This is a genomic window from Paenibacillus sp. PAMC 26794, assembly GCF_000316035.1.
Taxonomy (GTDB): Bacteria; Bacillota; Bacilli; order Paenibacillales; family Paenibacillaceae; genus Paenibacillus.
Genome location: NZ_ANHX01000014.1, coordinates 1 through 24,687 on the forward strand (window position 1 = coordinate 1; position 24,687 = coordinate 24,687).

General features: G+C 43.9%; 20 protein-coding genes. 6 read left to right on the forward strand and 14 right to left on the reverse strand.

What is annotated here, in order from left to right:
* Positions 1–50: 50 nt before the first annotated feature.
* From D829_RS0108710 to D829_RS0108730, 5 genes are all read right to left on the reverse strand, one after another.
* Positions 51–1,676, reverse strand: a complete 1,626-nt coding sequence (locus tag D829_RS0108710) for a response regulator (RefSeq protein ID WP_017688489.1) — start codon at positions 1,674–1,676, stop codon at positions 51–53.
* Positions 1,661–3,418, reverse strand: a complete 1,758-nt coding sequence (locus D829_RS0108715; protein ID WP_017688490.1) for a histidine kinase — start codon at positions 3,416–3,418, stop codon at positions 1,661–1,663. The genes D829_RS0108710 and D829_RS0108715 overlap by 16 nt, the downstream gene beginning before the upstream one ends.
* 57 nt (positions 3,419–3,475) lie before the next feature.
* On the reverse strand, positions 3,476–5,155 hold the full coding sequence (locus D829_RS0108720) for an extracellular solute-binding protein (protein WP_017688491.1): 1,680 nt from the start codon (positions 5,153–5,155) through the stop codon (positions 3,476–3,478).
* A gap of 126 nt (positions 5,156–5,281) precedes the next feature.
* Entirely contained in the window at positions 5,282–6,832 is a 1,551-nt protein-coding gene (locus D829_RS0108725) for a glycoside hydrolase 43 family protein (protein WP_017688492.1), read from the reverse strand.
* Positions 6,833–6,839: 7 nt separating this feature from the next.
* Positions 6,840–8,357, reverse strand: coding sequence for a glycoside hydrolase family 43 protein (locus D829_RS0108730; RefSeq protein ID WP_017688493.1), 1,518 nt, complete (start codon positions 8,355–8,357; stop codon positions 6,840–6,842).
* A gap of 163 nt (positions 8,358–8,520) precedes the next feature.
* Between D829_RS0108730 and D829_RS0108735 the strand changes: the two genes are divergently transcribed.
* The gene (locus D829_RS0108735; protein ID WP_017688494.1) at positions 8,521–9,390 is read left to right on the forward strand and encodes an AraC family transcriptional regulator; all 870 of its coding nucleotides are present in this window, start codon (positions 8,521–8,523) and stop codon (positions 9,388–9,390) included.
* 118 nt (positions 9,391–9,508) lie between these two features.
* Here D829_RS0108735 and D829_RS0108740 read toward each other — a convergent pair whose 3' ends face one another.
* The 4 genes from D829_RS0108740 to D829_RS0108755 form a co-directional block, all read right to left on the reverse strand.
* Complete coding sequence (locus D829_RS0108740; RefSeq protein ID WP_017688495.1) at positions 9,509–11,203, reverse strand: ABC transporter substrate-binding protein; 1,695 nt, start codon at positions 11,201–11,203, stop codon at positions 9,509–9,511.
* Between the two features lie 275 nt (positions 11,204–11,478).
* On the reverse strand, positions 11,479–11,754 hold the full coding sequence (locus D829_RS0108745; RefSeq protein WP_017688496.1) for a barstar family protein: 276 nt from the start codon (positions 11,752–11,754) through the stop codon (positions 11,479–11,481).
* Between the two features lie 14 nt (positions 11,755–11,768).
* The gene (locus D829_RS0108750) at positions 11,769–12,203 is read right to left on the reverse strand and encodes a ribonuclease domain-containing protein (protein WP_017688497.1); all 435 of its coding nucleotides are present in this window, start codon (positions 12,201–12,203) and stop codon (positions 11,769–11,771) included.
* A 262-nt stretch (positions 12,204–12,465) separates the two neighbouring features.
* The gene (locus D829_RS0108755) at positions 12,466–13,227 is read right to left on the reverse strand and encodes an alpha/beta hydrolase (RefSeq protein ID WP_017688498.1); all 762 of its coding nucleotides are present in this window, start codon (positions 13,225–13,227) and stop codon (positions 12,466–12,468) included.
* A 139-nt stretch (positions 13,228–13,366) separates the two neighbouring features.
* Here D829_RS0108755 and D829_RS0108760 point away from each other — a divergent pair, with 139 nt between their 5' ends.
* From D829_RS0108760 to D829_RS0108770, 3 genes are all read left to right on the forward strand, one after another.
* Positions 13,367–13,978, forward strand: coding sequence for a TetR/AcrR family transcriptional regulator (locus D829_RS0108760; protein ID WP_017688499.1), 612 nt, complete (start codon positions 13,367–13,369; stop codon positions 13,976–13,978).
* Positions 13,979–14,165: 187 nt separating this feature from the next.
* A complete protein-coding gene (locus D829_RS30725; RefSeq protein WP_241230752.1) occupies positions 14,166–14,885 on the forward strand; it encodes an AraC family transcriptional regulator in 720 nt (239 codons plus the stop codon).
* A 108-nt stretch (positions 14,886–14,993) separates the two neighbouring features.
* The gene (locus D829_RS0108770; protein WP_017688501.1) at positions 14,994–16,274 is read left to right on the forward strand and encodes a glycoside hydrolase family 27 protein; all 1,281 of its coding nucleotides are present in this window, start codon (positions 14,994–14,996) and stop codon (positions 16,272–16,274) included.
* 99 nt (positions 16,275–16,373) lie between these two features.
* Here the strand turns inward: D829_RS0108770 and D829_RS0108775 are convergent, their stop codons facing one another.
* From D829_RS0108775 to D829_RS0108795, 5 genes are all read right to left on the reverse strand, one after another.
* The gene (locus D829_RS0108775) at positions 16,374–16,844 is read right to left on the reverse strand and encodes a GNAT family N-acetyltransferase (RefSeq protein ID WP_017688502.1); all 471 of its coding nucleotides are present in this window, start codon (positions 16,842–16,844) and stop codon (positions 16,374–16,376) included.
* Positions 16,845–17,151: 307 nt separating this feature from the next.
* Positions 17,152–17,517 (reverse strand): hypothetical protein, encoded by a 366-nt coding sequence (locus D829_RS0108780; protein ID WP_017688503.1) that lies wholly within the window; start codon positions 17,515–17,517, stop codon positions 17,152–17,154.
* A gap of 121 nt (positions 17,518–17,638) precedes the next feature.
* Positions 17,639–18,367 (reverse strand): amino acid ABC transporter ATP-binding protein, encoded by a 729-nt coding sequence (locus D829_RS0108785; protein ID WP_017688504.1) that lies wholly within the window; start codon positions 18,365–18,367, stop codon positions 17,639–17,641.
* Complete coding sequence (locus D829_RS0108790; protein ID WP_017688505.1) at positions 18,360–19,805, reverse strand: amino acid ABC transporter substrate-binding protein/permease; 1,446 nt, start codon at positions 19,803–19,805, stop codon at positions 18,360–18,362. The genes D829_RS0108785 and D829_RS0108790 overlap by 8 nt, the downstream gene beginning before the upstream one ends.
* Positions 19,806–20,149: 344 nt before the next feature.
* Entirely contained in the window at positions 20,150–22,255 is a 2,106-nt protein-coding gene (locus D829_RS0108795) for a serine hydrolase domain-containing protein (protein WP_036660578.1), read from the reverse strand.
* A 285-nt stretch (positions 22,256–22,540) separates the two neighbouring features.
* Between D829_RS0108795 and D829_RS0108800 the strand changes: the two genes are divergently transcribed.
* A complete protein-coding gene (locus D829_RS0108800; protein WP_017688507.1) occupies positions 22,541–23,971 on the forward strand; it encodes a PLP-dependent aminotransferase family protein in 1,431 nt (476 codons plus the stop codon).
* A gap of 45 nt (positions 23,972–24,016) precedes the next feature.
* Entirely contained in the window at positions 24,017–24,637 is a 621-nt protein-coding gene (locus D829_RS0108805; protein WP_017688508.1) for an SDR family oxidoreductase, read from the forward strand.
* Positions 24,638–24,687: the final 50 nt, after the last annotated feature.

The following is a 24,687-nucleotide window of genomic DNA, read 5'->3' on the forward strand; positions in this document are numbered from 1 at the left end:
TGCGTTTTTTTGTGGTTATTTGGGTTTGGTCAATTCCAGAGTATTCACCATTAACGTACCAAAAGGGATTCCCGGTATTCTTGGGGAGTCATTCCCGTTATTTTCTTAAAAAGTCGGGTAAACGAATGTGCAGCCTCGTACCCCACTTGAAGTGCGACCTCACGTACCATAAGATTTGTGTTCTGAAGCAATTCTTTAGCTTTCCGTATTCGGCAGTCGTCAATGAACTCTGACACGTTTATTCCCATTTCCTGCTTAAAGAATCGCGACAGATAGGATGGATTAAAATGATGAAGTTCTGCCAATCTCACCAGAGAGAGATCTTTCTCCAGGTTCTCCTTGACGTAACTGCATAAGGACTGAATTACAACGTTAGCGCGTTCCTGTTCATTTGATCTTTTGTAGCGCACTAATTCATCGGCAGCACGATATAGAAATTGTACTGCATCCTTCATGCATGTATACTCCCCTAAGTGCAGCAAGCTTCGTTGATCCGGGATCTTCTGTTGAAGACCCCAACGATTGATCGTTGAATGCAATAATAAGGCCAGATTGTAGTATGTCTCCATGGCACGTTCCATCGTAATTTCCTGTTGCAGCAGTTCGCCTGCAAGCTCCTCAAATATATCGTAAAATGGCTGAATTCGTCCCGTTTCCAAATATCCTGACATAATCTCGATCCGGTTTGAGATCCGCATGGATTCTTTGGGTACATCAGATGAGAGATCATTACGATGATCCGTGAGTACCATGGATACACCATCCCCAATTTTCATCCACTGGAGTAATCTCAAACGTTCATATTGTTTGGTTAACTCGGACCAATTGCAGCTGCGACTACTTAATGAAAAAGCAATGGATACGCCGAGTGATACCATGCACGCTTCCTGTACCAGTTCTAGTGTACCTTCTAGAAATCGCACAAGTTTATCATTTGTCATCTCTTCCTCCTGCTTCGGCTGAAGCAGCCAGATCGTATCCCCATAATGGTCCGTTACACTTGCGCACACTGTACGCTCATTCATCAGAGAAGAGCCGATAATGCGAACAGATTCCTGAACTTGTGTGAGGTCCGAACCTTTTTCTGGCGGATTATTGAACCGACCCAGTATGAGATAAACAGGCGAGTTGATCTGTAATCTTATATCTCGTTTGGATAATTCGGCCTGCATATCCATAGTAGAAGCTATAACCGCTGTACAATCTTGAAGCAGCTTCCGCAAATACTCTTTTTGCTGAATCAGTGCAAGCTGCGAGTTGACTTTATGAGAATGTTCCAACAACTCAAGCATGCTGTGACTTCGCCGAATCTCTTCCATCACATCTTCGACAACCGACATCACCTTGTCATAACCTTCCGTTTTGAGCAAGTAACGCACATTGGCCATCTGAAAAGCTTGATAAGCATAATCAAAATCGCTATGTCCTGTCAGAAAAATGACGCGACAATTCGGCCAACTGGCTTGAATCCGCTCCGTCAGTTCCAAGCCACTCATGCCCGGCATGCGGATGTCCGTTAGAACAATGTCAATTCTCGAACGCTGCATCCATGACAATGCTTCTGTTGCAGAGTAGGCCTTACATACGTCAAGCTCGTCGGGTATATGTCTGGCGAACGTTTCATAGAGACTATCCGTAATAATCTCCTCGTCATCTACAATCAAAAGTCGATACATTCGTTTTCTCCCTCTTTCCACTGGATTCGAATTGTGACTTTTAATCCTTGCAGTTCACTTCTGGATAGGAAAAGGCCACTTCCTTCTCCATACGTCAGGACCAGACGACGATGAATATTGATTAACGCGGTCATTTCGTCTGTACCTCCGTCCTTATGCAAGCGTTGTTGAAGAGCTTGAATGTGTTGCTCTTCCAACTCATTTCCATTATCCTCTACGGTGATCTCGGCATATGAACCTTCCATATTAAACCCAATAATTAGAAGACCGGAGTCCGTATTCTTTTCAAGGCTGTGTTCATATGCATTCTCAATAATAGGTTGAATAATGAGTCTGGGAACTTTAATATGTTCCATCTCAACAGGTAGTGACCCAAAATCAACTTTGATTCGTCTGGAGAATCGTAATTGTTGAATCTCTGTATAGATTCGTGAATGCTCAACTTCCACTTTCAACTTCACATGATCTGTTTCATTCCGGGTAATGAACCTGAAATACTCTCCGAGCATGTTCGTGAATTGCTCAATACGTTCGGTTTCCCCTGTCCTTGCCAGTGAATTCAGAATAAAGAAGCTATTGTACAGAAAATGAGGATTAATCTGGGATTGGAGTTGTTTCAACTCGGCCCGCTGCATCATCAGTGTTTTCTTGAAATCTCGGTCGATCAGGGATTGAAGATTTTCAATCATTAGATTGAAACGGGTGTAGAGGAAGCCAAATTCATCCTTTCGATTATGTGCGATGGGGACATCAAGCATGCCTCCCTCCATTTTTTTGAATCTTTTCACCAACAACAGTAACGGGATGTGAATCAACTTGTAACTTGAATAGAGATACGCCGTGATGGCAACAAATGATGTAATTGCAAACAGCCAGGCCCAATGATAGAACTTGCTAAGTGGCTTGGTAACAATTGCCTCGGGTAGATATGTAGCGACGGATAAGCCCAGTGAGTCCATATGCAACTGACTAACGTGATACATGGTGTCCCCCACTTTCATTCGAAAACCATCAAGTGTACCTTTTACACTGTGCTCACGATAATTCGAGAGAATAACACTAGCTTGTTGCTTATCTGTGATGGCATGCCCCGTTTTGTCCTCAATCAGAAAAGTTGAACTCTCCGGGTACAAATTAAGCCGTGTGAGTTCATTCTGAAAATGGTCTGTATCCAGCTCCACTTGAATGACAAAAAGCGGGGGTTCTCCTCTCGCACCTGTCAGCCTGACGGCACTCAAGTTCAAGGCGTCCTCTTTCACAGTGAAGCGGGTACCTTTTCCTTGCATGCCTGAACTGAAGTATAGATATGAACTTTTATCGAAATCATCGATGCCTTGAATCGCGGATATACTCTTGCCGACAGAAGGGATATGTACATGAACGTTTTTGATATAAGCAGTGCTATTCTTGAATGAAGCGAGTCGTTCAGTCAGGTAATTTAATGTATCACGTCGCTCAACCTGATCCATCATGTCCCACAGAATGGCGAGACGATTGAGTTTCCGATCCTCAACGATATCAAACTGCTGTAATTCCATCCATTCCATCTCTCTGTTCAATTCCAACACATATTGGTTCAACCGTCTCTCCGTTGACAACGATATTTCCTGGCTTGCATTGTCATAACTCCAATGATACAGATACACGCCAAGAAGAATAAGGGGGAGTACAAATACCAGATAGGTGATTATTAATCGCGCAAATATACTGTTAAGCCATGATTTAGCAGGGATCTTGATCAATGCATTCACCTCCAATGCCAAAGGCTGAGTGGGTTCCTTGTATGAGTAAAGTGAACATTAGCGCTCCTTTGGCTTGCTGGTGCGAAACCACGCGTTAACTTCCGATGTGATCTGATCTCCCCCCAGCTTGCGCCAGTTCTCGACGAATTGATCAAACTCATCTATCGACCTGCCTAGAATAATGTTCATATAGGCTTCAAGCTGAAGATCCCGAAGAATAATTTGTCGATCAACCATCGTGTCCGTAATTCCGCCTGTGAACTGATCGTAGAGAAGTTGGCCGTTCTTCTCGTAAGAATCTGCAATGCTAAAAGCACCCGAAGGCCCATAGGTTTGTTTCCAGCCCCAGCCGCTCTCTACAGCTTCCAATTCATAGGCCACAATTCGTTTGTGAATGGCGAGAGCTTCATTCTGCAGAGCCGAGAAGTCTCCTGTACTTCTGGCATCACGAATTTGTTTGTATGCATCTATATTTTTATTACCGGGAAAAGGAGTCACCGGTGAAAGCATCCACACAGCTCGGGAGTCGTCATTGTAGTATGTTTCATACTCTGCCTGATCCCCCCAGTTGATGTCCAGATGCAGATTCATGAGCTTCACAACGACCTCCGGATTAGAGAAGCCCTTTTTTACAGCAAAGTATTGCCCAGTGTTGGAACGTAGCGGTACGAACAGACTCCGGTCCGACTTGGCAACAATCGGATATGCCTGCCATTCTACATCTATATCTGTATCACGGGTGCTCTGAAGCATAAAGGATGTCCACTGTTCGCCGTAGAGCATCCCTATTTTTCCATCCTGAACCAGACGAAACGCCTTGTTTCCACTTTTATAACCGAAATCCGGATCAAGTTGGCCTTCACGATACAACGTTTGCAGTACTTTCAGAGCCTCCCGAACTTCAGGCTGTATACCTCCATAAGTGAGGTTTCCTTCTGCATCTTTAACCCATATATTAGGGTAGGCACCGTAGCCGGACATGAACCCTGCAGCTCCCATAACTGGATCCCATAGATGGTTCGTTAGCGCAAGTCCGTACGTATCATGTTCTCCGTTCCCGTCGGGGTCCTCCTCTGTAAACGCTTTCGAAACCTGGAGAAGCTCTTCCATCGTTTCAGGCGGCCGTAGCCCCAGTTGCTCCAACCAATCGGTTCTAATCCACAGGTACTGCGCTGTCTCAATGGAGGAAGATGATTCGGGAATAGCCATGAGTTTGCCATCAATGGTTGCCGCATCAAATGCGCCTCTTCCCTCCGCCTCCAATATACTCTTTGTAAGTGGGGACGCATACTCTTGGTACACATGGGTTAAATCCTCGATCATTCCAGCGTTGCTCAGTTGTCTAAGTTGATATGGATTTACTTTTACCACATCTGGGAAACGTCCTGCAGCAAGGGATACACCCAACTTCTGATTGTATACATCTCCATTAGCAATCCAGTCATAGTGAATTTGAATACCTAGCTCTTTCTCGTACAAACGAGTCCAGCGATTATCCAGCATCGTCTCACCAGGTAACTGACTAATCATGCGCTCAAGGTCATCTCCGGTTTCCCTGACAAAAGAGACCGATATGGGAGGAGAATACCTCTCAAACGTAGCGGGAAGTTGAATCTGCTGCCCATCTGGCTGCGGATGATATTGTTTGGAATTTCCTTCGGTATGACCTGCTGGTATCGACACAGCAAGGAACAGAATGAAGGTCCATCTTGTTATGTCCAGACATCTCTTATACATGACGACATGCCCCCAGTTTGGTTTGAACAACTCTCTTCTCTCTGTCAACTTTGAATCCATATCATTGTACAACAACTTGTACTCATTGAATACGAAAAGCCGCCGTTGGGCGGCTTTTACATATTTTCATTGTTTCTCATCAGGTTTAATCACGCGATATTGGAAATTCGAAAAGTCAGCTGTTCCTCCAGCTATTTCCGTTGAATATACAAATAACCCTATTCGGCAACCCATAAAATGATCCAATTTATATATCATTTTATGGACAATCCCTATATCTATCCATTCAACCCCATCAAAATAGGCAAAAGAGCACTCATCCAGATTGTTCTTAAAATCCCCGAATGCTTTTAGTTTAACTACTGGATCTGATACCGGGATACGTTCATGTTCAGTGGCTGGCTTCTGGTCGATCAGATTGCCAAATATGGTTGAATCCTCACTATCTCTGGCATGCATGACCAAGTAAAACTTGCTATCCTGCTTCGTGAGAGCGATCATACCGTACGAACCGATCAGAAAGCATAACCCGGCATAATCCCCATCATTCAGACGACTGCCGTCAAGCGTAACTATTGCTTCGCAAGCGGGCCCCATTGAACGCTGGGTTAGTGTATTTACGGCGAACGTTAGATTTGGGCTGATCTGTCCCGTTCGAACACGATACACCCCCGATTTCTCTGTAACGGACCAGAGTTCATGATTAGGTGTATGATTCCATTGCCAAAAATCACGGAGGCGGATGCTTCCATCTTTCTCGAGTTCATAATTGAAACTGTCGCTACCCACTAACGGGTTATAACGGTGCTCTGGTCTCGTGCTCGGGATATCAATCTGCTTCGGCGCTTTGCTTGCAAACACCGGTATACCTTGATCAAAGTGTAGCGGAACCAAAACAGGAACCCGGCCAACAGCCCCATGATCCTGAAACAGCATTGCATACCAGTCTCCATCCGGCGTATCCACGATACCGCCCTGAGCAACACCTGAATTGAAATAATCCATATCGTCATTGAATACTTCTCCACCAGTGAAGACATCTTCCAGAGAGTCTGCCATATAAAACGCCTGTGTTCTCCGTCCGGAAGCTTTCGTTATATGAATCAGGAACACAATATATTTACCATTGATCTTGTAAAAATGTGCTCCTTCATAACCAAGGTGATGAGGCTGCTCGTCTTTTACAATCAAGCGATGCACTCCACCAGGTTTGGGCCCGGACAGATCAGAGCTTAATTCGGTCAGATAGATCTCGGTATTACCGTACACGAGATAGGCTCGTTCATCATCGTCAAAAAATAAGGAGCAATCATGGTAAAACCCTTCCACGATCTGCTTCTTCCACACTCCCGAGATGGAGGTCGACGTATACAAGTATGTCTTACGGGTATCATTCGCAACAAAGATCACATAGAACATCCCTTGATGATAGCGGAGTGATGCAGCCCACATGCCTTTACTATAAACGTGATGACCATCCACCAGCCGTTGGGCAGGTGTATCGTCCAATGTGTCGTATACATATGTGGCTACTTCCCAATGGATCAGGTCATATGAACGCAGGATGACACATCCCGGCATCATATGCATGGTTGTACTGACCATATAATATGTGTCCTCTACGCGAATAACGTCAAGATCCGGGTAATCGGCCCAAATAATCGGATTCGGATACATGCTTCAATTACACCTCATTTTTTCTGTTAAACTTCCATTCTCTTAAAAGAATGGTTGAGCTGTCTGTTGAACTTTTAAGCTTAATATACAAGTCTTGCACACCTTTCGCACCCGTAATATTAGTTGTTAGTTCCATCCATTGAAGGGATCCGGTCGCAGGCGGAACAATGATTTCTCCAATTAACAGTCCGTCTGCACGATCAAGTCGAAGTTCTAACGTACCTTCGGTTCCTTGATTCGCAATCGTGGCTGTGAAGGTTGTGGGTCCTTCACTTTCAAAGTCAACCTTGGATATAGCTATCCAGCTGTCATTTTGAAGCTTAGCGGAAATCCTATTCGAATCTGATGCAGACATCTCACAAGAGTCAAAATATTGCTCTGTTGATACTGCGCTACTCCATCCAATCGTCGAACCGCTTACCCGCCCATAGGGGTCGAAGCACTTGATTTGATCTACGCCCTGATAATCTGCATGTACCTTCTTGATCTTACCCGTGGCCTCATCATGTTCGATTCGATTCAGATGTGTTGAACGGTAACCTTCGGGGATATTCATGGCTTGGCATAATGTCTGAGCATGATAGGCAATGTACCACTGATCCGATAGTTGAAATATAGCGTGGTGGTTGTTGCCGCCAATGTCAAAGAAGTGTCCAGGATTCTGGAGTAGCGTGCCTTGATATGTCCATGGCCCCATTGGTTGAACGCTGGTCATATATGCAATTTCACCAGGTGGTGGGCTGCCCTCTGGCCGATCACCCTCAACAAAATTGGAACAATACGTATAGTAGTAACTATTATTATATTTATGTATCCCTGAACTTTCAAACATATAAGGTGCCTGAATAACCTTCGCTTTGCCAACAACGCTGATCATATCGTCTCCCAATCGCATAACTCTTGCCGTATCCGGTTTTTCTGCTTTTCCGTGTGGAATACCACCACCAAAGTAAAGGTAGGCTTGATGATCATCATCTACAATGACAGCCGGATCGAATAACCAGGTTACTTCCTCCACTCCCGGAGTCTCTCTTGTAATAAGTGCTTTTCCTATAGGGTCTATCCATGGACCTATAGGTGTGGGTGCAGACAGTACACCTATTCCACTGGCATTGTTGGCGAAATAAAGAAAGAAACAGTCCTTTCCATCCAAGATTCGATGAGCAGCTGCCGGGGCCCAGGATTGCGAAGCCCATGTTGCTGCGCCTTGAGGTCCAGCAACTCTGATCTCTCCATGATCGGTCCAGTTGATTAAGTCATCCGAAGAAATGACCGTAATCCGGTTGATTGAACTGTAGCTGTTTTTCTGAGGAAGACCGTCCTTATCATATTCCAGCTTATCACTAGTCATATATAAGTAGACTCGATTGTTAAATACCAAAGCATAGGGATCAGCTCCAAATTTGTGGGCCACCAGAGGATTACCGTTGGGACGAAGCTTTCCAATCTCCCCTGGAATACGCTCCAGATTGGCAGCTTGATCTTGCTTTTGCTTACCAGCTTGTGGTGTAGAATGATGATTCATCAAAAGAATCCCCCTATAATCGTTTTTAGTTGTGCCTTTTTATGAGAAAGCGTTTGCAATACAAAAGGTAACATGATAGGATGATTACATTTTAAGGTAAGCTGAGTACAATTTCATTGCGTTAACCGCTCTATTTATTGCGTGAAATGACGGGAGGTACTTCATGAGTGGATCCTCTGAGTGTTTTTATGATCCCATCCAGCCTGAGCTCTTATATCTACACAGCGTAACGACGTATAAGCTGGAAACGATCTATCATCGCCATAATGCATACGAAATCTACCTGTTTCTTCGTGGCAACGTTCACTTTTATGTAGAAAATCGATGCTACCATGTACAGCCTGGCGATTTGCTTGTGATGTCACCCGAGGAGATGCACCGAGCCTTTATTCTGGATGAATCTGAGTATGAGCGAATTACAATCAATCTCAAAAAAACATATCTATTTCAGCTTTCCACACCATCAACCAATCTATCGTCATGTTTTGATCATCGCCCCAAAGGAACAGGCAACATCGTACATTTAGACGACTATAACTTGAAGCAGATGCTGCAATGTACGAACGAACTGGAAGGATTGCTTGCTTCCGATGCTTATGGCACCGATATCAAAATAAATGCAGCCGTAGCCCAATTGTTGGTCATGATTAACGTCTGGTTTCATAACAATTCCTTTGTTCCCAATGACATTATGCCTGAACTGGTTCGTGAAACCATGGATTATATTGAAACACATCTAAATCAAGACATTACACTTCGCAAACTTGCCGAAGTGTTCTACATGAACAGTACTTATATCAGCCGCCAGTTCAAGAAGCATACTGGATTGACCATCCGTTCCTACATTTTGGGTCGTCGTATTGAACGGGCCAAATTCCACCTGTCTGAAGGAATGAGTATTACGGATGCATGCTTTCAATCGGGATTCAGTGACTATGCCAATTTTATTCGCAGTTTTACCAAAATGGTCGGCATCTCCCCCGGTAGATATATCAAACAAAGACGTGATGCAATGGAAGCTTTGCCAAAATAATGACAAGCTCATTCAATGTAAACTAAAAAACATCAAGCCATCCTGCATGGCTCGATGTTTTTTAGTTTTTGATATACTTCGGATCTGCAAACAACTCATTATTGTGATTATACGCCAGTTAATTGATCTCTTTACCCGTCCACAATCGAACGCGATCTTTAATCCACTCCGTATACTGCTGTTCCATGGCTACTGCACCTGCATTATCAAGTTCGGTAATCATATTGTCGTATATGTCTTCAAAGGCACTCGGAGAGGATGTAATCGCTTCGGCGATCCGTTTCTGAATAATATCCTGCGTTTTCTGGTACACAACGTTATAATCCCCGCTATCCGAAGGAATCGGCATATTGTAAGCCGCGCCCCACTCTTTCACCGGAAACTCCTCTTCGGAAGGGAACAAATCCTTCCATGTAGTGATGCCATAACCTTTCAAAGCTTCTTTTTCCTCATCAGAATAACTTTGCTGAATCTGTTCAGGATAATTCGTTGTATAGTAGTTATCCGTTGAATCTTTGACGCCATCCCCGTAGTGAGCACCAAAAATGTAATACAAGCCTACTCCAGTTTCTTTGGTGAATGTGTTATTGTCCTTGTTTTTACTTTCCTGTACATCGGCTGGAATGGTGCGAACACCGTCTTCCACGTTATATTGCTCACCTTCAACGCCCCAGTTTCTCAATACTTGGCCTTCTTCAGAAGACATCCAATCCAAAAATTTGATGGCACGGACAGGATCTTCGCAATCGACTGTTATGCCAATGCCATAACCATCAAAGCCAATATTCTGGAAATCTTTACGCTGAAAGTTGTCATCTAGCGTGACCGGATAGAATCCGTAGGTCATGTCATCTTTCCCTGCACTTTTCAAAGCATTTTCCGCATCACTGAATCCCCAGCTTGGATCAAGCAAGGATAACACGCGACCACTGGCGATTTTGGACTTATACTGGTCATCCTTCTGAACAAAACTGTCCTTGTCCAGCAAGCCTTCATTGTACATCTTGTTCAACCACCGGAAATATTCCTTCTCCTCGGGACGTTTGTAATGCAGAACGGCTTCGTAGGTGTCAGGATTGATGAAATACTCACCATCTCCAGGTCCTCCAGTAGACATGACAGCGGGATCAGTAACAGTGATCATTCGCCGCCATCCATCTGCACTAAGCGTCAGCGGAATTGTGGGTTGGCCATCATCTGTGGTCGGATGTTTCTCGTAATATTCACGTAGCACATTTTCGAAATCGTTTAAGGTTTTGATCTCAGGATACCCGAGTTCTTTGACTACACGATGTTGAATGGCAGTACCATTCGTCGCATCAAAGCTGACCTGATCGATCGCACCATTCGTTGGAATCCAATAGATTGAAGGATCGTCATTGCTGTATTTCAACCGATTGAAGTGCTCACCGTAGATCTTTTTCAAGTTGGGGGCGTGTTCTTCGATCAGATCCGTCAGATCAATCATTGCCCCGGCATCAACGAGTCTGGTCAAGTTACCTTTGGGGAAGATCAAATCCGGATAATCACCGCTTGCAGCCATCAGGGAAATGCGGTCGTTTCCGCCTCCGCTCGAAATATCGAATTCAGCATCAATGCTTACACCGGTTTCTTCCGTAATTTTTTTCCCTACAGCATCCTGCATTTTGTTCCAGTTGGGACTTGCATCTGCGCCGAAGAAGGTAAATGTGATTGGGCTGTTGGGGTCACTCGTATTTGATTCGGAATTCTCTGCAGCATTTCCGCAACCGGCGGAAACTAACACAACACTTGTTACGAGACATGCTCCTAGCATTTTTGAAATGGCTCTCATTATTTTTCTGCCCCCTAAATGATGTTAATCGTAATAACCAATCCAGACATTACGATGGTTCGCTTTGAAATAGTATACGCTTACATATTCAACCGTTAGTAAACGACTACAATCCTGCCTACCCTATTCCATGTTTAAAGTATAAGGAAGTCTAATAACCCCAACCTTGATTATTAAGCCATGAAAATAGCATGATCTAGACATGAGTCTCAGTAAAAATGTGAAGACCAAAAAAGCGATGGTTGCCCATCGCCTCATAAAGCCAAACCTACTTTTCAATAATATAATTCCAACGTAAATCCTTGGATCTCACCTTCCACATCACGCAATAATTCCATGACTTGGTCAGCGTAATCTCCAAGAATCTCTTTGCTTTTCTCAAAACCAATCCATTGAACAGTAAGCGGCATGCTTACAGCCCCAGTTAAGACATCCCATAGAGCGTCCAAATTGCCTCCATAGCTCTCGTCTAACTCAAGCTGGTTCTGCAAAATTTGATGAAGCTCTTCCTTGCTGTGAAAGTCGTTTCCGTTAATCTGAATGATGCTCATATCATTTCCTCCGTTTATTTTAACTGTTCAAATGACTTGTAATGATCTGTCGTCTGGTAGATTAGACCGTCATTCGAGTATAGAATTCGGTCGCTTCCGCGCCGTCCTCCTGAGTAATTTATATCGGCTTCGTACCAGATCCGGCCTTTTTTGTTGGGGAGTAATCCTTCCCGGTTCCTGAACACGTCGCCGCCGATGCTTTTGCCTGGAGCAACTTCTCGCAGGTTACCTTCGCTTGGTTCCCATCCCAGATCTCTTGCCTCTTTCTTGGTAATATAATTTGGTGGGAGTTCATTGTGCTCCGAGATATAATTGGCAACCTCATCAAATCCCATATCCTCCGAAACTTGAGGTGAGCCGAGATCAAGCAGTGACTGTGAAGTACAGCCTGAGAACAATAATGCAGCGAGGATAATCACTAACGTGTAAGCAAATTTTCTGAAAAACATAATCTTTTCTCCTTTTGATGTTCTTGCTCTTGCTGCCCTTCGTTTTGCTGCTACTTCGATGACAATGCTTCTAATGTTAACGATTTGTAGTAATTAAAGCAATTCTGTAAGCCTATTATAGAGTTGAAATTCAATCAATAAAAGCTGTTACCCTGCTCCGTTGAAGCATTATTCTTATTCTACAACCAAAAAAGCCGCTAAAATAGCGACTTTAATCGTACCACGATCATTACCATTCAATACATTCATTTAATAGTTTATTTTAATTTAATTTATCCATCCAGTTCTCCAGTGCTACGACAACCTCTTCCAACTGCTTTTCTTCCGTAATTGCAGGTTGATTATCTCCTTTTTGCATGCCATATGAGCCAAATTGACCGTGATTTCCACCCTCAATACTCACATATGTCGTGTCTTCCGGAAGATTTGCTTTGGCATTCTCCCAGTCTTCCCTGTTAAGCACTCCGTCATCCGATCCTGTAATCTGTAAGATAGACAAGCCCGTATTCTTCACGCTCCCCCCTTCATCTGCATAAGAAGCCAAGAAAAAGACGCCTTCCAACTTCTCATTGTGCTCCGCAGCATACCGTGATGCAAATGACCCTCCCAAAGAATGGCCACCAATAACAAACGCTTCGTCAGGATGTTCCTCGATAAAGGAATCAGCCTTGTTTTGACCGAAAATCGCCAAGTTTATTGGCATGTTTGCGATATATACGCGGTGACCCTGTTCTGCCATTTCTCTGGCAAGTGGAGAATAACTTTCAGGTTCAACCAGACCGCCTGGATAAAAAATAATATTTGGTTCGGTTACCTCTGTACCCACGGGTTCAAATCGGTAACCGTCCTTAATCTTGGTGACACTAACCTGAGCATCACTTGTCATCGCCGTTTCAGCTCGCTCAGAAGGACTATACGTAACCGAATTAAGATATACGTAAACGCCGGCCACGATGATAACGATGGACAAGATCGTCCACATGATTATCTTTTTCCATTTGTTAGTACGTTGTGCTGTTTTCAACCTTAAAACCACCTTATTATGAGGATAATGATATGTCTTTTTTAACTCTTCATAAATTATACTTACCGGTAAGTATAATTACAAGGTGATTTTGCTTACTATCGTTATTTGTCATAGAATATTCATGGAGGGAAGTCCAATGACAGAAAAATCACCCAAACGATTGCCTGGAAGACCCAAACATGGCAACGATGATATCTCAATTCAGCAAACCATTATTCAAACGGCTTCACAGTTATTCATGGAGTATGGCTATGAAACAGTCACGCTTCAGCAAATTGGCAAAACATGTAGCGTATCAAAACCAACCATTTATTATCATTTCACCAGCAAACCAGAGCTTTTTAAGGTTGCCTTTACAACGATGTTACAGAATGTGAGCCGGTTAACCTCGCATATCCTTGATCAAGCCGAGAATCTGGAGTCGGGGCTTGTTCGTCTGGCAGAGGCCAGACTGGGAAATCCACATGCGGAGATTGAAACCATGCTGAGAGAAGCTGAACCTTTTCTTGAACCAGCTCAAATTCAGGATATACGCAACACGGAGCATCAGATTCACGAAGTGTTAGCCTCCCATTTCCAACGGGCAATGGATGAAAACAGACTGCGAACGGACGATCCATTTTTCCTGGCAGAGACCTTCTCGACATTGATGTTAATGGGTAACCGGGGAGATAACCTGCATAAATATGGTTCCAATCTTTCATTGGGCCAGAAGCTAGTAAATATTTTCATTCGCGGAGCGCAGTAAAATTCAGGGCAACAAGGAGAGCTGACATGAATATCCCTAGAGGAACCTATGGGTTCGATTCGCGGAAGACAAGGAGCTCCAACTGTGTGTACTGTATGCGGCTGGATGTGATTCAATAACCGATCCTTCTTATCATTGGGATGGACTCGAACGTTCGGACGGGCCTCTCCTGTTATTCCAATATACAATCTCGGGTGAAGGTGTATTTGAGTCGAATAATCGCATTTATCATGTTACCGCAGGACAAGCTTTTTTGGCCGAAATTCCAGGAGTTCATCGCTATTACTACCACTCAGCATCAAAAGAACCTTGGGAGTTTCTATTCCTGCTGTTCAGGCCTACTCTTATTCTGCCCCATTGGAGAAAATTTCTTCGGGAAGCTGGAGAAGTGCCCTATTTACCCGCTGATTGTACACCCATCCGACTGTTGCGGATGATCGTGACTGATGCGGCAGCAGGCAGAATCACTGATCCTCTGATCGCATCATCCAGCGTATATCAGTTCATGACAGAATTGACCCGATTACAGAAAACAACATTGCGCAATAGGGAGAATTGGTCTGAAAACATTCAAATAGCCGTTGAATACATAGAAAACAACTACTCGAAGATGATCAGTATCGATCACCTTGCGGAGCATGTTTCCCTTTCCAAATATCACTTTATACGTCGCTTTTCCTCCAGTACGGGCTTGACGCCAGGTGCTTATCTGACCCGTGTACGTACCGAGAAAGCAATGGAACTGCTGCGCGGAACTACTTTTAGCATTGAAGTCATCGCCGAGCAAGTCGGGTATTCCAGCGGAAGTTATTTTATCAAAGCCTTTCGCAGCATAACCGGCGTTACGCCAGGTGAGTTTCGTAGTGGCGGAGAAAGCCTTGTGTACCGTAAATTGTTCTTCGACTAACCGCAATATTTTGCTATTCGACACTCAACATTACTGTAGATATTAATGAAATCCTTTATTATGATGAATTGAGCGAGAGCAATAATTAATCCATAAAGGAGCATTCCCATGAATCATACGCTTGCAGCATCAACTCCACCGCTTGGCTGGAACAGCTGGGATTGTTACGGCGCGGCCGTCACGGAAGACGAAATTCGTGGCAACGCCGAGTACATGGCCGAACATCTTAAAGACTTCGGCTGGAGCTACATTACGGTCGACATTCAATGGTACGAGCCTTTGGCCAATTCTTCGCAATATCGTCCGTTCGTTCCACTTATCATGGATGAATATTCGCGGCTTATGCCTGCCGAGAATCGGTTTCCCTCCGCTGCAGGTGGACAGGGATTTAAGCCATTAGCCGACTACGTTCATAGTCTTGGGCTGCAATTCGGCATTCACATCATGCGCGGTATTCCACGTCAAGCTGCACATGCTGGGACTCCGATCCTGGGAACAACCGCCACTGCGCGCGATATTGCTCATCCGAACTCCATCTGTCCCTGGAATACGGATATGTATGGTGTTGATAGCTCAAAAGAAGGCGCACAAGCCTACTACGATTCGCTTTTTGAACTGTATGCACAATGGGGCGTTGACTTGGTGAAGGTTGACGATATTGCTGCTTCAAGGCTCTATGATACCCATCAGCCTGAGATCGAAATGATATCCAAAGCGATTGAGCGCTCCGGTCGGCCCATGGTACTAAGTCTCTCTCCTGGCCCTGCTCCGGTGGAATACTCAGAATTCTTGGCTGATCATGCCAACATGTGGCGTGTCACGGACGATTTCTGGGACCTTTGGCCGCTGTTATTGGATATGTTCGATCGCTGCCGGACGTGGCAGGGCGTTCCCCAAGCAGGCTGCTGGCCAGACTGTGATATGTTGCCTTTGGGTCATATCGGTATCCGTTCTGTAGACGGTGGTGGAGCGGATCGCTGGACTCGGTTCACACCTGACGAGCAGTTGACGATGATGTCACTGTGGAGTATCTTCCGTTCCCCGCTCATTTTTGGTGGCGAACTGCGAGATAACGATGACTGGACACTATCCCTGCTAACTAATCGTGAGGTTCTGCGAATGCATCGCGAGAGTTACGGAGCCAGAGAAGTTTTACGCAAAGAAGATCTTATTGTGTGGACTGCCCAACATACGGATGGTTCCTCTTACGTCGCTGTCTTCAACATCGGTGAGAATGCTCTACCTGTGGATCTGTCCATTGATGAGGTCGGACTTTCCGGCATTACCGAAGGTACCGAATTGTGGAGCGGTGAAGCAGCTCAATTAACAGAGAATTCCTTAGTTACGACTGTACCTGCGCACGGTGTGCGTCTCTATCGGTTTTCCTAAGCTTGCAAAAGAAACAGCTATGTTAAACTTGCTCGGTGGTTTTCATAAGAAAGTTAACCGCCCATCGAAAGGCGGTTAACTTAATTGAATGCTATTCATCTATAAATGCTTTTCATAAAATACCATTGTCATTTTGTCGTTAATTGCTTTTGTTGCACCCGTTTTTGTATAGCCTATCTTTTCATACAAATAACAGTTTCCTTTCTCTTGTAAGATGGTACCCAATTTCCATGACTTTGCATCCTCATATATCTGCTCAACCATTGTAAAGACTTTTTGAGCAATTCCTTTTCCTTGATGTTCTGGCAGTATAAAAATGGGGCTAATACTATAGATTTGATTATCTTTTTTCACGACTCTAATTCCGCCAACAGCAACCTCAAGCTGATGAATTATGAAATAATCTGTAAAAGATTGATTGATCTGAGTAATGATTCTTTCTACGGTTTCATTGGCGGGGCTCGTTTCAAAATCCTGATATTTTTCCAGCAAGGGTATAAATGCTTTTACTTTCATTTCATGAATAGTCACTGCATCTTTTAAATCTGCTTTACATAATGAAACCTTCATTAAATGTATACCTCCTATTGAGAGTCTTGCTAAAAATACGATCTATAGTACACGCTCTGTAAACTTAGTACAAGAAAGATGATGTTCATCTCCTAGTTTAAACCTTGTAGCAGAAGCTCCAACCGCAATTACACGCCATTCTACATCTACCCCAAGAATTCGATAACAAGGCTGTCGGACCGCGCCGATACGGGTAACTAGTGGTTTCCCGGGTAATCCAGCATTATTCGTTTTTTCTCCCACGATCAGTCTCCGTTCGTTAGACATATGTGTATCCATATTCAATTACGCTTACCCAGTCTTCCTGTCAAGCATTTGCAAGATCATCCATGGCTTGAACGGCCAGATGAAATGCTTTAATCCTTCTTTCTAGAAGAGTCTTTTGTGGGCTACCTTCTTTGGAATTGGCATACATGCTCTCAAGAGATGGGAACAATCCAATCAAGACAAGGCGGACTTCTGTTATATCTTCCTTGGTGTATTGATGAGGCTTCTGGTTCCAGTGTTTTTCCAGTACTGCTAGACCGATGTATAAAGCTTGGAGACGTTTCTGTAACAATGTCGTGTTATTCCTTTTCTGAGTCATATTCACTAAGGCATTTTCCGATTTGCGGATGGTTGATTGAAAAGCTTTGATGCATTCCAGTTGATCTTCTTGGGAAACGTTTTCCATTGAGTACTGACCTCTCTTTCTTGGCTTAGTTTGATCGGTCTTTCTATTAAATCACCTAATAAATATAACAAAAAAAGCCGCTTAGATAGCGACTTTTAATGTGTTAATTCTCGATTCAGTCCTAGAGCACCTTTTCCAGGAAACTGATCGTCCGCTCATTCTTCGGATTTCCAAATATCTCTTCTGGGGTGCCCTGCTCGACAATATAACCACCGTCCATGAAGATCACGCGATCAGCTACTTCACGGGCAAAACCCATCTCATGGGTAACGATCATCATCGTCATGCCTTCGCTCGCGAGGTCCTTCATAACACCAAGGACTTCTCCTACCATCTCAGGGTCGAGCGCCGAGGTCGGTTCATCAAATAACATAACATCCGGATTCATAGCAAGCGCACGAGCGATAGCTACACGTTGTTTTTGTCCACCAGACAGTTGTGTTGGGAAGCTATCTGCTTTATCAGACAAACCCACTCGCTCAAGTAATTGAAGTGCTGTATCACGCGCCTGCTGTGCATTTAATATTCCGAGTTCTCTTGGCGCAAACATGATGTTCTTAAGTACACTAAAATGAGGAAACAAGTTAAAATGTTGAAATACCATGCCAATATTTTCGCGAGCTTTGTTCAGGTTCGTTTTAGGGTCATTCAGATCCTGATCATCCACAATAACCCGGCCTGCCGTAATCACATCTAATTGGTTGATGCAGCGCAAGAAGGTACTTTTTCCTGAACCGGAAGGCCCGATGACACAGACAACTTCTCCTTCGTTGACCGCCACATCTATTCCCTTCAGAACCTGATTCGAGCCGAAACTTTTCTTCAAACCTTCAACTTTTATTTTAGCCACGACGAACCTTCACCTCCAGATAATCAGCAATTTTGGTCAATGTGATGATGACAATCAGGTACATAACCGCAACCGTTAACCAAATGTCAAAAGAGGAGAACGTTCTTGCAATAACAATTTTACCCGATTGTGTCAACTCTACGAGACCAATAACGGATAAGATTGACGTATCCTTCAACGTGATAACCATCTGGTTAATGAAGGACGGAATCATAACCCGCACTGCCTGCGGAATAACGATCTTTATCATCGCTTTGCGATAAGGAATGCCCAATGAACGGGCAGCTTCCATCTGACCACGATCAATCGATTGAATCCCGCCTCGGATAATCTCGGTTACGTACGCCCCTGCATTCAGACTAAGTGTCAGAATAGCCGCCAGGAACAATGGCATCGTGAAGCCCATCGCCTGTGGAATCCCGAAATAGATAAAGAATGCCAGGACAATCAGCGGAATACCGCGGAAGATATCCACAAATACGGTGGCAACAACTCGAAGGAATTTGTTCTGTCCCACCTTCATGAATCCGAAAATCAGACCGATGATAAACGCGAAGAACAGGGATACAATCGTGTATAAAAGTGTTTTTCCCAGACCTTTAAAAAGTGCAGGAAGAGATTTCTGTATTAACTCCCAACGCCCCAGATTTGCGACTTGGGAATTCTCTCCAACATATTCTTCGATAATGCGCTTGTACTCACCGTTTGCTTTGATATTCACAAGACCAGCATTGAACATCTCCAGAAGTTCCTGATTTTTACCCTTACTTACCGCAAATCCGTAGGAAGCCCCGTCTTCTTTGGCGGTAACGATTTTCAAACCATTATTCTGCTTTACCCCATATCTTAGAACGGGTTCATCTTCAAAACAGGCCACCGAATTACCAGTCTTTACATCATCATACATTTGATATGATTCATCGAATGGAACAATGGTAAAGCCATATTTTGAGGCGATGGACTCAGCAAAGCTGTACCCTTCTGTTCCCGTTTTTACAGCGACCTTTTTACCACGAAGATCTTCGTAACTTTTAATGGTATCATTATTGGAACTAATCCCCATAACAACGCCTGAATCATAATATGGCTCTGAAAAATCAAATTTTGCTTTTCGCTCATCCGTAATACTCATCCCTGCGATCACACCATCGACTTGATTCGCCTCAAGTGCCTGCACAGCTGCGTTAAATCCCAGAGATTTAATTTGATAATTAAAATTTTGATCTTTGGCGATGGCATCCAGCAAATCCATATCGATACCAACAAAATCACCATTCTCATCTTCATATTCAAATGGAGCAAATGTGACATCCGTTCCGATAACATAGGTTTTACCGGAATCGGACGCTGCAGCAGCGTTCCCTACCCATCCTGATAGACCGCTCACCAGGAGCAGCATCAGTGAAAGTATAAAAAATGAGATCTTCGTTGTTTTCATGTGTCCTCCCCGTCTCGGTATTGTCCGAATAATCATTATTTTCTTTGGAATCGGTATTACGGTTATGCTTTTTGTCGATCTTCTGCCCATTTGATTGTTATTATTTACTGTATATTAACAATCAATGCTTTGCCTTTCCACTTGCAACATTTTCCTTCATCATTTTTTTCCAACCAGTAAAAGTCCTTTTAATACTTACCCTTTAGGTAAGCTTCGCGAAACCCAATATTACATTTTGAATCTGAAAAAAGATACATTTACTTTAAAACGTATTATTTAAAATTTAAAACTCAAAAAAAGCCGCGATTTCCGCGACTTTTTGTTGTACAGTTTTTTATAATCTATTAATTTGCTCTGGTTGTCAATACAATCTCGAACTTCGAACCAGCTTCACCCGCGAATACAATAGTTCCGTTCTCAGGCAACACAATTTCGTTTTGTCCACTGACCACTGTATGATTAATGCCTATGCCAGCTTGGTTATATACAGCAAATGCACTGTTTGCAGACATCTTGACCGTCATTTCCTTACCTGCAGCTGATGCTGGAATCGAATACCATGTGGCATGACCATTCGCCTGAATCGTTGTCTTCGATTGTTTTCCCGCATAGATCGGTTTGATGATATCTTGAGCAGCATAAACGTTGCCTCCAGCTGTAACGTATTCCACGCCATTTTCCTCATAAAAATTAAACTCCATCGTGTCACGGCCCGCTAATCCAGGAATTTGCAATTGGTTCACAGCTTGGTTAGCTCCAACGATTTTATTCGTGTAGACATAACCCGGTAGCTCATTAAAAGTATGAATGGGAATCATCGGCATCGCTGCGTTGTACAGTGTTGATGTGTATTTTTCATTGACCAACACGTAGGCTTTGCCTTCCCGTTTCTGCCATGCGGCCTTTACTTCTGCAGACAATTCATTGGTTTCAAGCTTTTCTGCTTTATATTCCGAGGAAGCAACTTGTCCAAGTCCAGGAACAGACTGATACGAGCGAGACCACAGATATGTGTTCCCGTTGACTGCCTGAACGAACTGCAGCTTTTCCGTAGCCGCATCATTAACAAATGAACCATCAGTGGTGTACGTATAGGTCTGATTAGGACTGTTAGGAGACGACAGATTAGATAGCGTTAATTGCCCATCATCTTTTACGTCCATCTTCATTAACATGTTTGCCCCACCAGCGTACATGCCTGTGTGCTGTGTAAGTTCCTTCGGCATGGTTGTTTTCACCGGTGCATCATGTGACTTCTCCGGCTTACGCTCTGGAATGATATTCTTCTCCTCAAGCGCGCCAAGCAACAGCTCAGTTGCCAGCAATTGATCCGTTGAGCTATGACCACCCGAAGAAGTTACAGCAGCAGCCATATTATATTCAGGTAACACAATCAAGGAGGAATGATAGGTTATTGTATTGCCGCCTTTGCTTACTGCCTGGATGCCGTAATCATTAAAAGGAAACAGGTTCACGCTATCCCAGCCCAGGCCGTAACCAATAGACGAATCGCCTTCCTCCGACCACATGCCTCTCTTGTATTCTTCTTGCTCCATGGCCTCTACGGATTCCTCCGAAAGAACACCTTCAACCTCACCTGTAAAGATTTTCGAGAACTGAACCAGATCTTCAGCGGTGGAATAGATGCCTCCCGAGGCAATCATATTTGTAGTCTCTAATGGAAGTTGCTCCTCATGCGAAGGGGCATATGTTGCTGCCATCTGGCTAAAGTCCACAATATCCTGCGGTGTCTTGGTATGCTCCATACCAAGAGGTTCAGTTATGTACCGGTGCATGAAACTGGTAAAACTCATTCCGCTGACCCGCTCAACCAGAATCTCAGCCAATGTAAAACCGTCATTACTATACACCGAGTATGCGCCAGGATCGGCCTTCAGATGTTGCGTCGCCAATTGTTCCAGTAACGTATCATGTGCATGGGTATCATTATCTCCAAACAGTATTGCACTGTTACTTGACGTTCCGAGAAGTCCGGATGAATGATTCAGTAACATGCGTGGTGTAATCTGTTGGTAACGCTTGTCTTTCATTTTAAAGTCCGGAATATACTTCACGACAGGCTCATCAAGATCGATCTTGCCTTGGTCCACTAGCTTCATTACGGCGGTTGTGAGCATCATTTTGCTGGTTGAACCAATGCCATACATGGTATCTGAAGAAAGCGGGATGTTGTTTTTTAGGTCATTTTTGCCTGCCTGACCGGAGATCACAATCTTGCCCTCATCCATCAGTGCGTATTGCACACTTGTCGTAGCGTATGATTCAGTAAGTACCTTGGCCTTTACACTTACTGCCTTTTTAGTTAGATCATACTTAGAGCTACTACCGTTACTGGTAGCGGGTGTGGCCATGGCCGACATTGGGGACATCATTGCAAACACCAAGGTTATGGCGGCGATAGAAGTTCGTTTCTTTCGTCTCAATCTCATCTTCTCCTGTCTAGTCTATGGATTAGGAATCTCTGTGTTAGTACTCCCGTAGTGTAACCGAAGAAGATGAACTGTCTGTGGCTTGAATATGAATCGAGTATGAACCAAGCAGGACCAACCCAAATAGGTTGGACACACGGTAAAAATCGCTTTAGTCCAGCTTTGTTTTGTTTGCAAACTAAACTTTTGCTATAATGGTATATCAACCAATGGAGTGCCAATAACATGGCTAAGTACATGAATAAATGCAATCCATAATTCAGCATGAGTAATGGAGTTGAAGCAATGCTAAAAGTTAATCGGAATGACCAACGCCCGATCTGGCAGCAACTTTTGGATCAAGCGATTCATAATATCACAACCGGGAAATGGCAACCAGGCGAATTGCTGCTTCCATCACGTGAACTTGCTCAATTAATTGGTGTTTCACGCTCAACCATACAGATTGTGTACGAGGAATTATTCAGCCGAGGGTATACGGTAACATCCCGACGAGCCGGAACAAGAGTTAGTGATTGGACATATGCACCTCGTTCATCAGAAGACGTTACGATGCAAGGGCCTATTCCTCCCGAACTGCCTACACTAAACGAATCGATTGGTCATCTGCATAGTTGGTTTGGCAATAGAGACAATCGCAAAATAGAAATTGATTTTAATCCCCACGAGCCTTATCTGGATGAAAGTTTCACAAAAGCGTGGAGGCAATCTTTTTTACAAGCTTCCACTGAACCTAATCTGGATATATGGGCTTATGGCGATGCCAGAGGGTTACTGGCGTTAAGAGAACAGATTCAGCGTTATTTGTCACTTGAACGAGGCATTCATATCGATGTTGATCAAGTCTTGTTAACCTCAGGTGCACAACATAGCATTGATTTAATTGCCCAGGCACTTTTAAGTGAGGGAGACACAGTTTCCGTAGAAGATCCCGGCTTCCCTGCCGCTTGGATGGCGATGAAATACCGCCGGATGCAAGTCCATCCCGTTCCGGTTGATGAGTATGGATTATGTGTAGATCATATTCACCCACAGACGAAACTCGTATTTGTCACACCTTCTCATCAATGCGCCGTTGGTGTTATTATGTCGGAGCCACGCAGGCAACAATTGATGCACTCGGCAGCTCATCATCGATATTGGATTGTTGAGGATGACTACGATAGCGAATTTAGGTACCGTGGAGATCCGCTTCCAACTATATTTAGTCAGCAACCTCAGAATACGCTTTATATGATGAGTTTTTCCAAAATGGTTGCACCTGGCATTCGACTATCCGCTATCATCGGCCCCAAAATAGCCATCGATCGCCTTACTCAAGTTCATGAATTAACCTATCGTCATCTGCCGATTATGGAACAATTAACGCTAACTCATTTTATTGAACGTGGTCATTTTATGCGCCATATGAGAAGAGTTCGGAACATATATCGACACAGACACGAAGTCATGACCAAAGCCATTGTTGCTTCAGGGCTAGGCTCACGATTTACATTAAGTGGTGTGGAAACGGGATTACATATGCTTCTAGAATCTGAAACGTCATTTGACGAAGAAGCGCTGACAAATGCTGCCCTTGATCAAGGTGTGCGTGTGTATCCGCTTAGTAGATATTGCTTGGAGAGTCATCGAAAAGGATGGATATTAGGTTTTGCGAAAGTGGATGAGGAGCAGATTGAGGAAGGCATACAACGACTTGCAAAGATTGTATTATGATGGAGAACATGCTCTCCAATCGGATTCGAAAGGATGTTTTTTGTGATGAAAATTTTAGTGTTAGGAGCCACCGGACGGGTTGGAAGTCATTTCGTCTCTAATGCCCTACGTTCCAATCATCATGTAACTGCACTGGTTAGAAGCGCGGAAAAGGTACAAATCAGCGATGACAATTTCGTTCTGCATCAAGGAAACGCTTTAGTCAAAGAGGATATTCATCACGCCATACAGGGTGTGGATCTCGTTGTTAGTTCCTTAAGTACCGATGGAACGACTACATTATCGCAATCCATGGGACATATTGTTGAGGCTATGGCTCAGGAGCGTATCAAAAGAATCATTACCATTGGTACAGCAGGAATATTGGAAAGTCGAACGGATCCTGGCTTGCTTCGTTTTCAATCCCCTGAGTCCAAACGTAAGTCCACGCGAGCAGCTGAAGAGCATCTGGAGATGTACAACATTCTCAAAGCTTCAGAGTTAGAATGGACCATCGTGTGTCCTACCTACTTATATGATGGAGAATCTCTCGGTAAGTACCGGGTTGAGCGCGACTACTTGCCTGACGGTGGAACTTCTATATCTGTAATCGATACTGCGGAGTTTGCTTATCAGCAATTAATGTCTGATGAGTATGTACAATCTCGTGTAGGTATAGCCTACTAGGGCTGTCTTAAGTTTCAATATAAACAAGCAAAATACGAGCCTGCAATTGT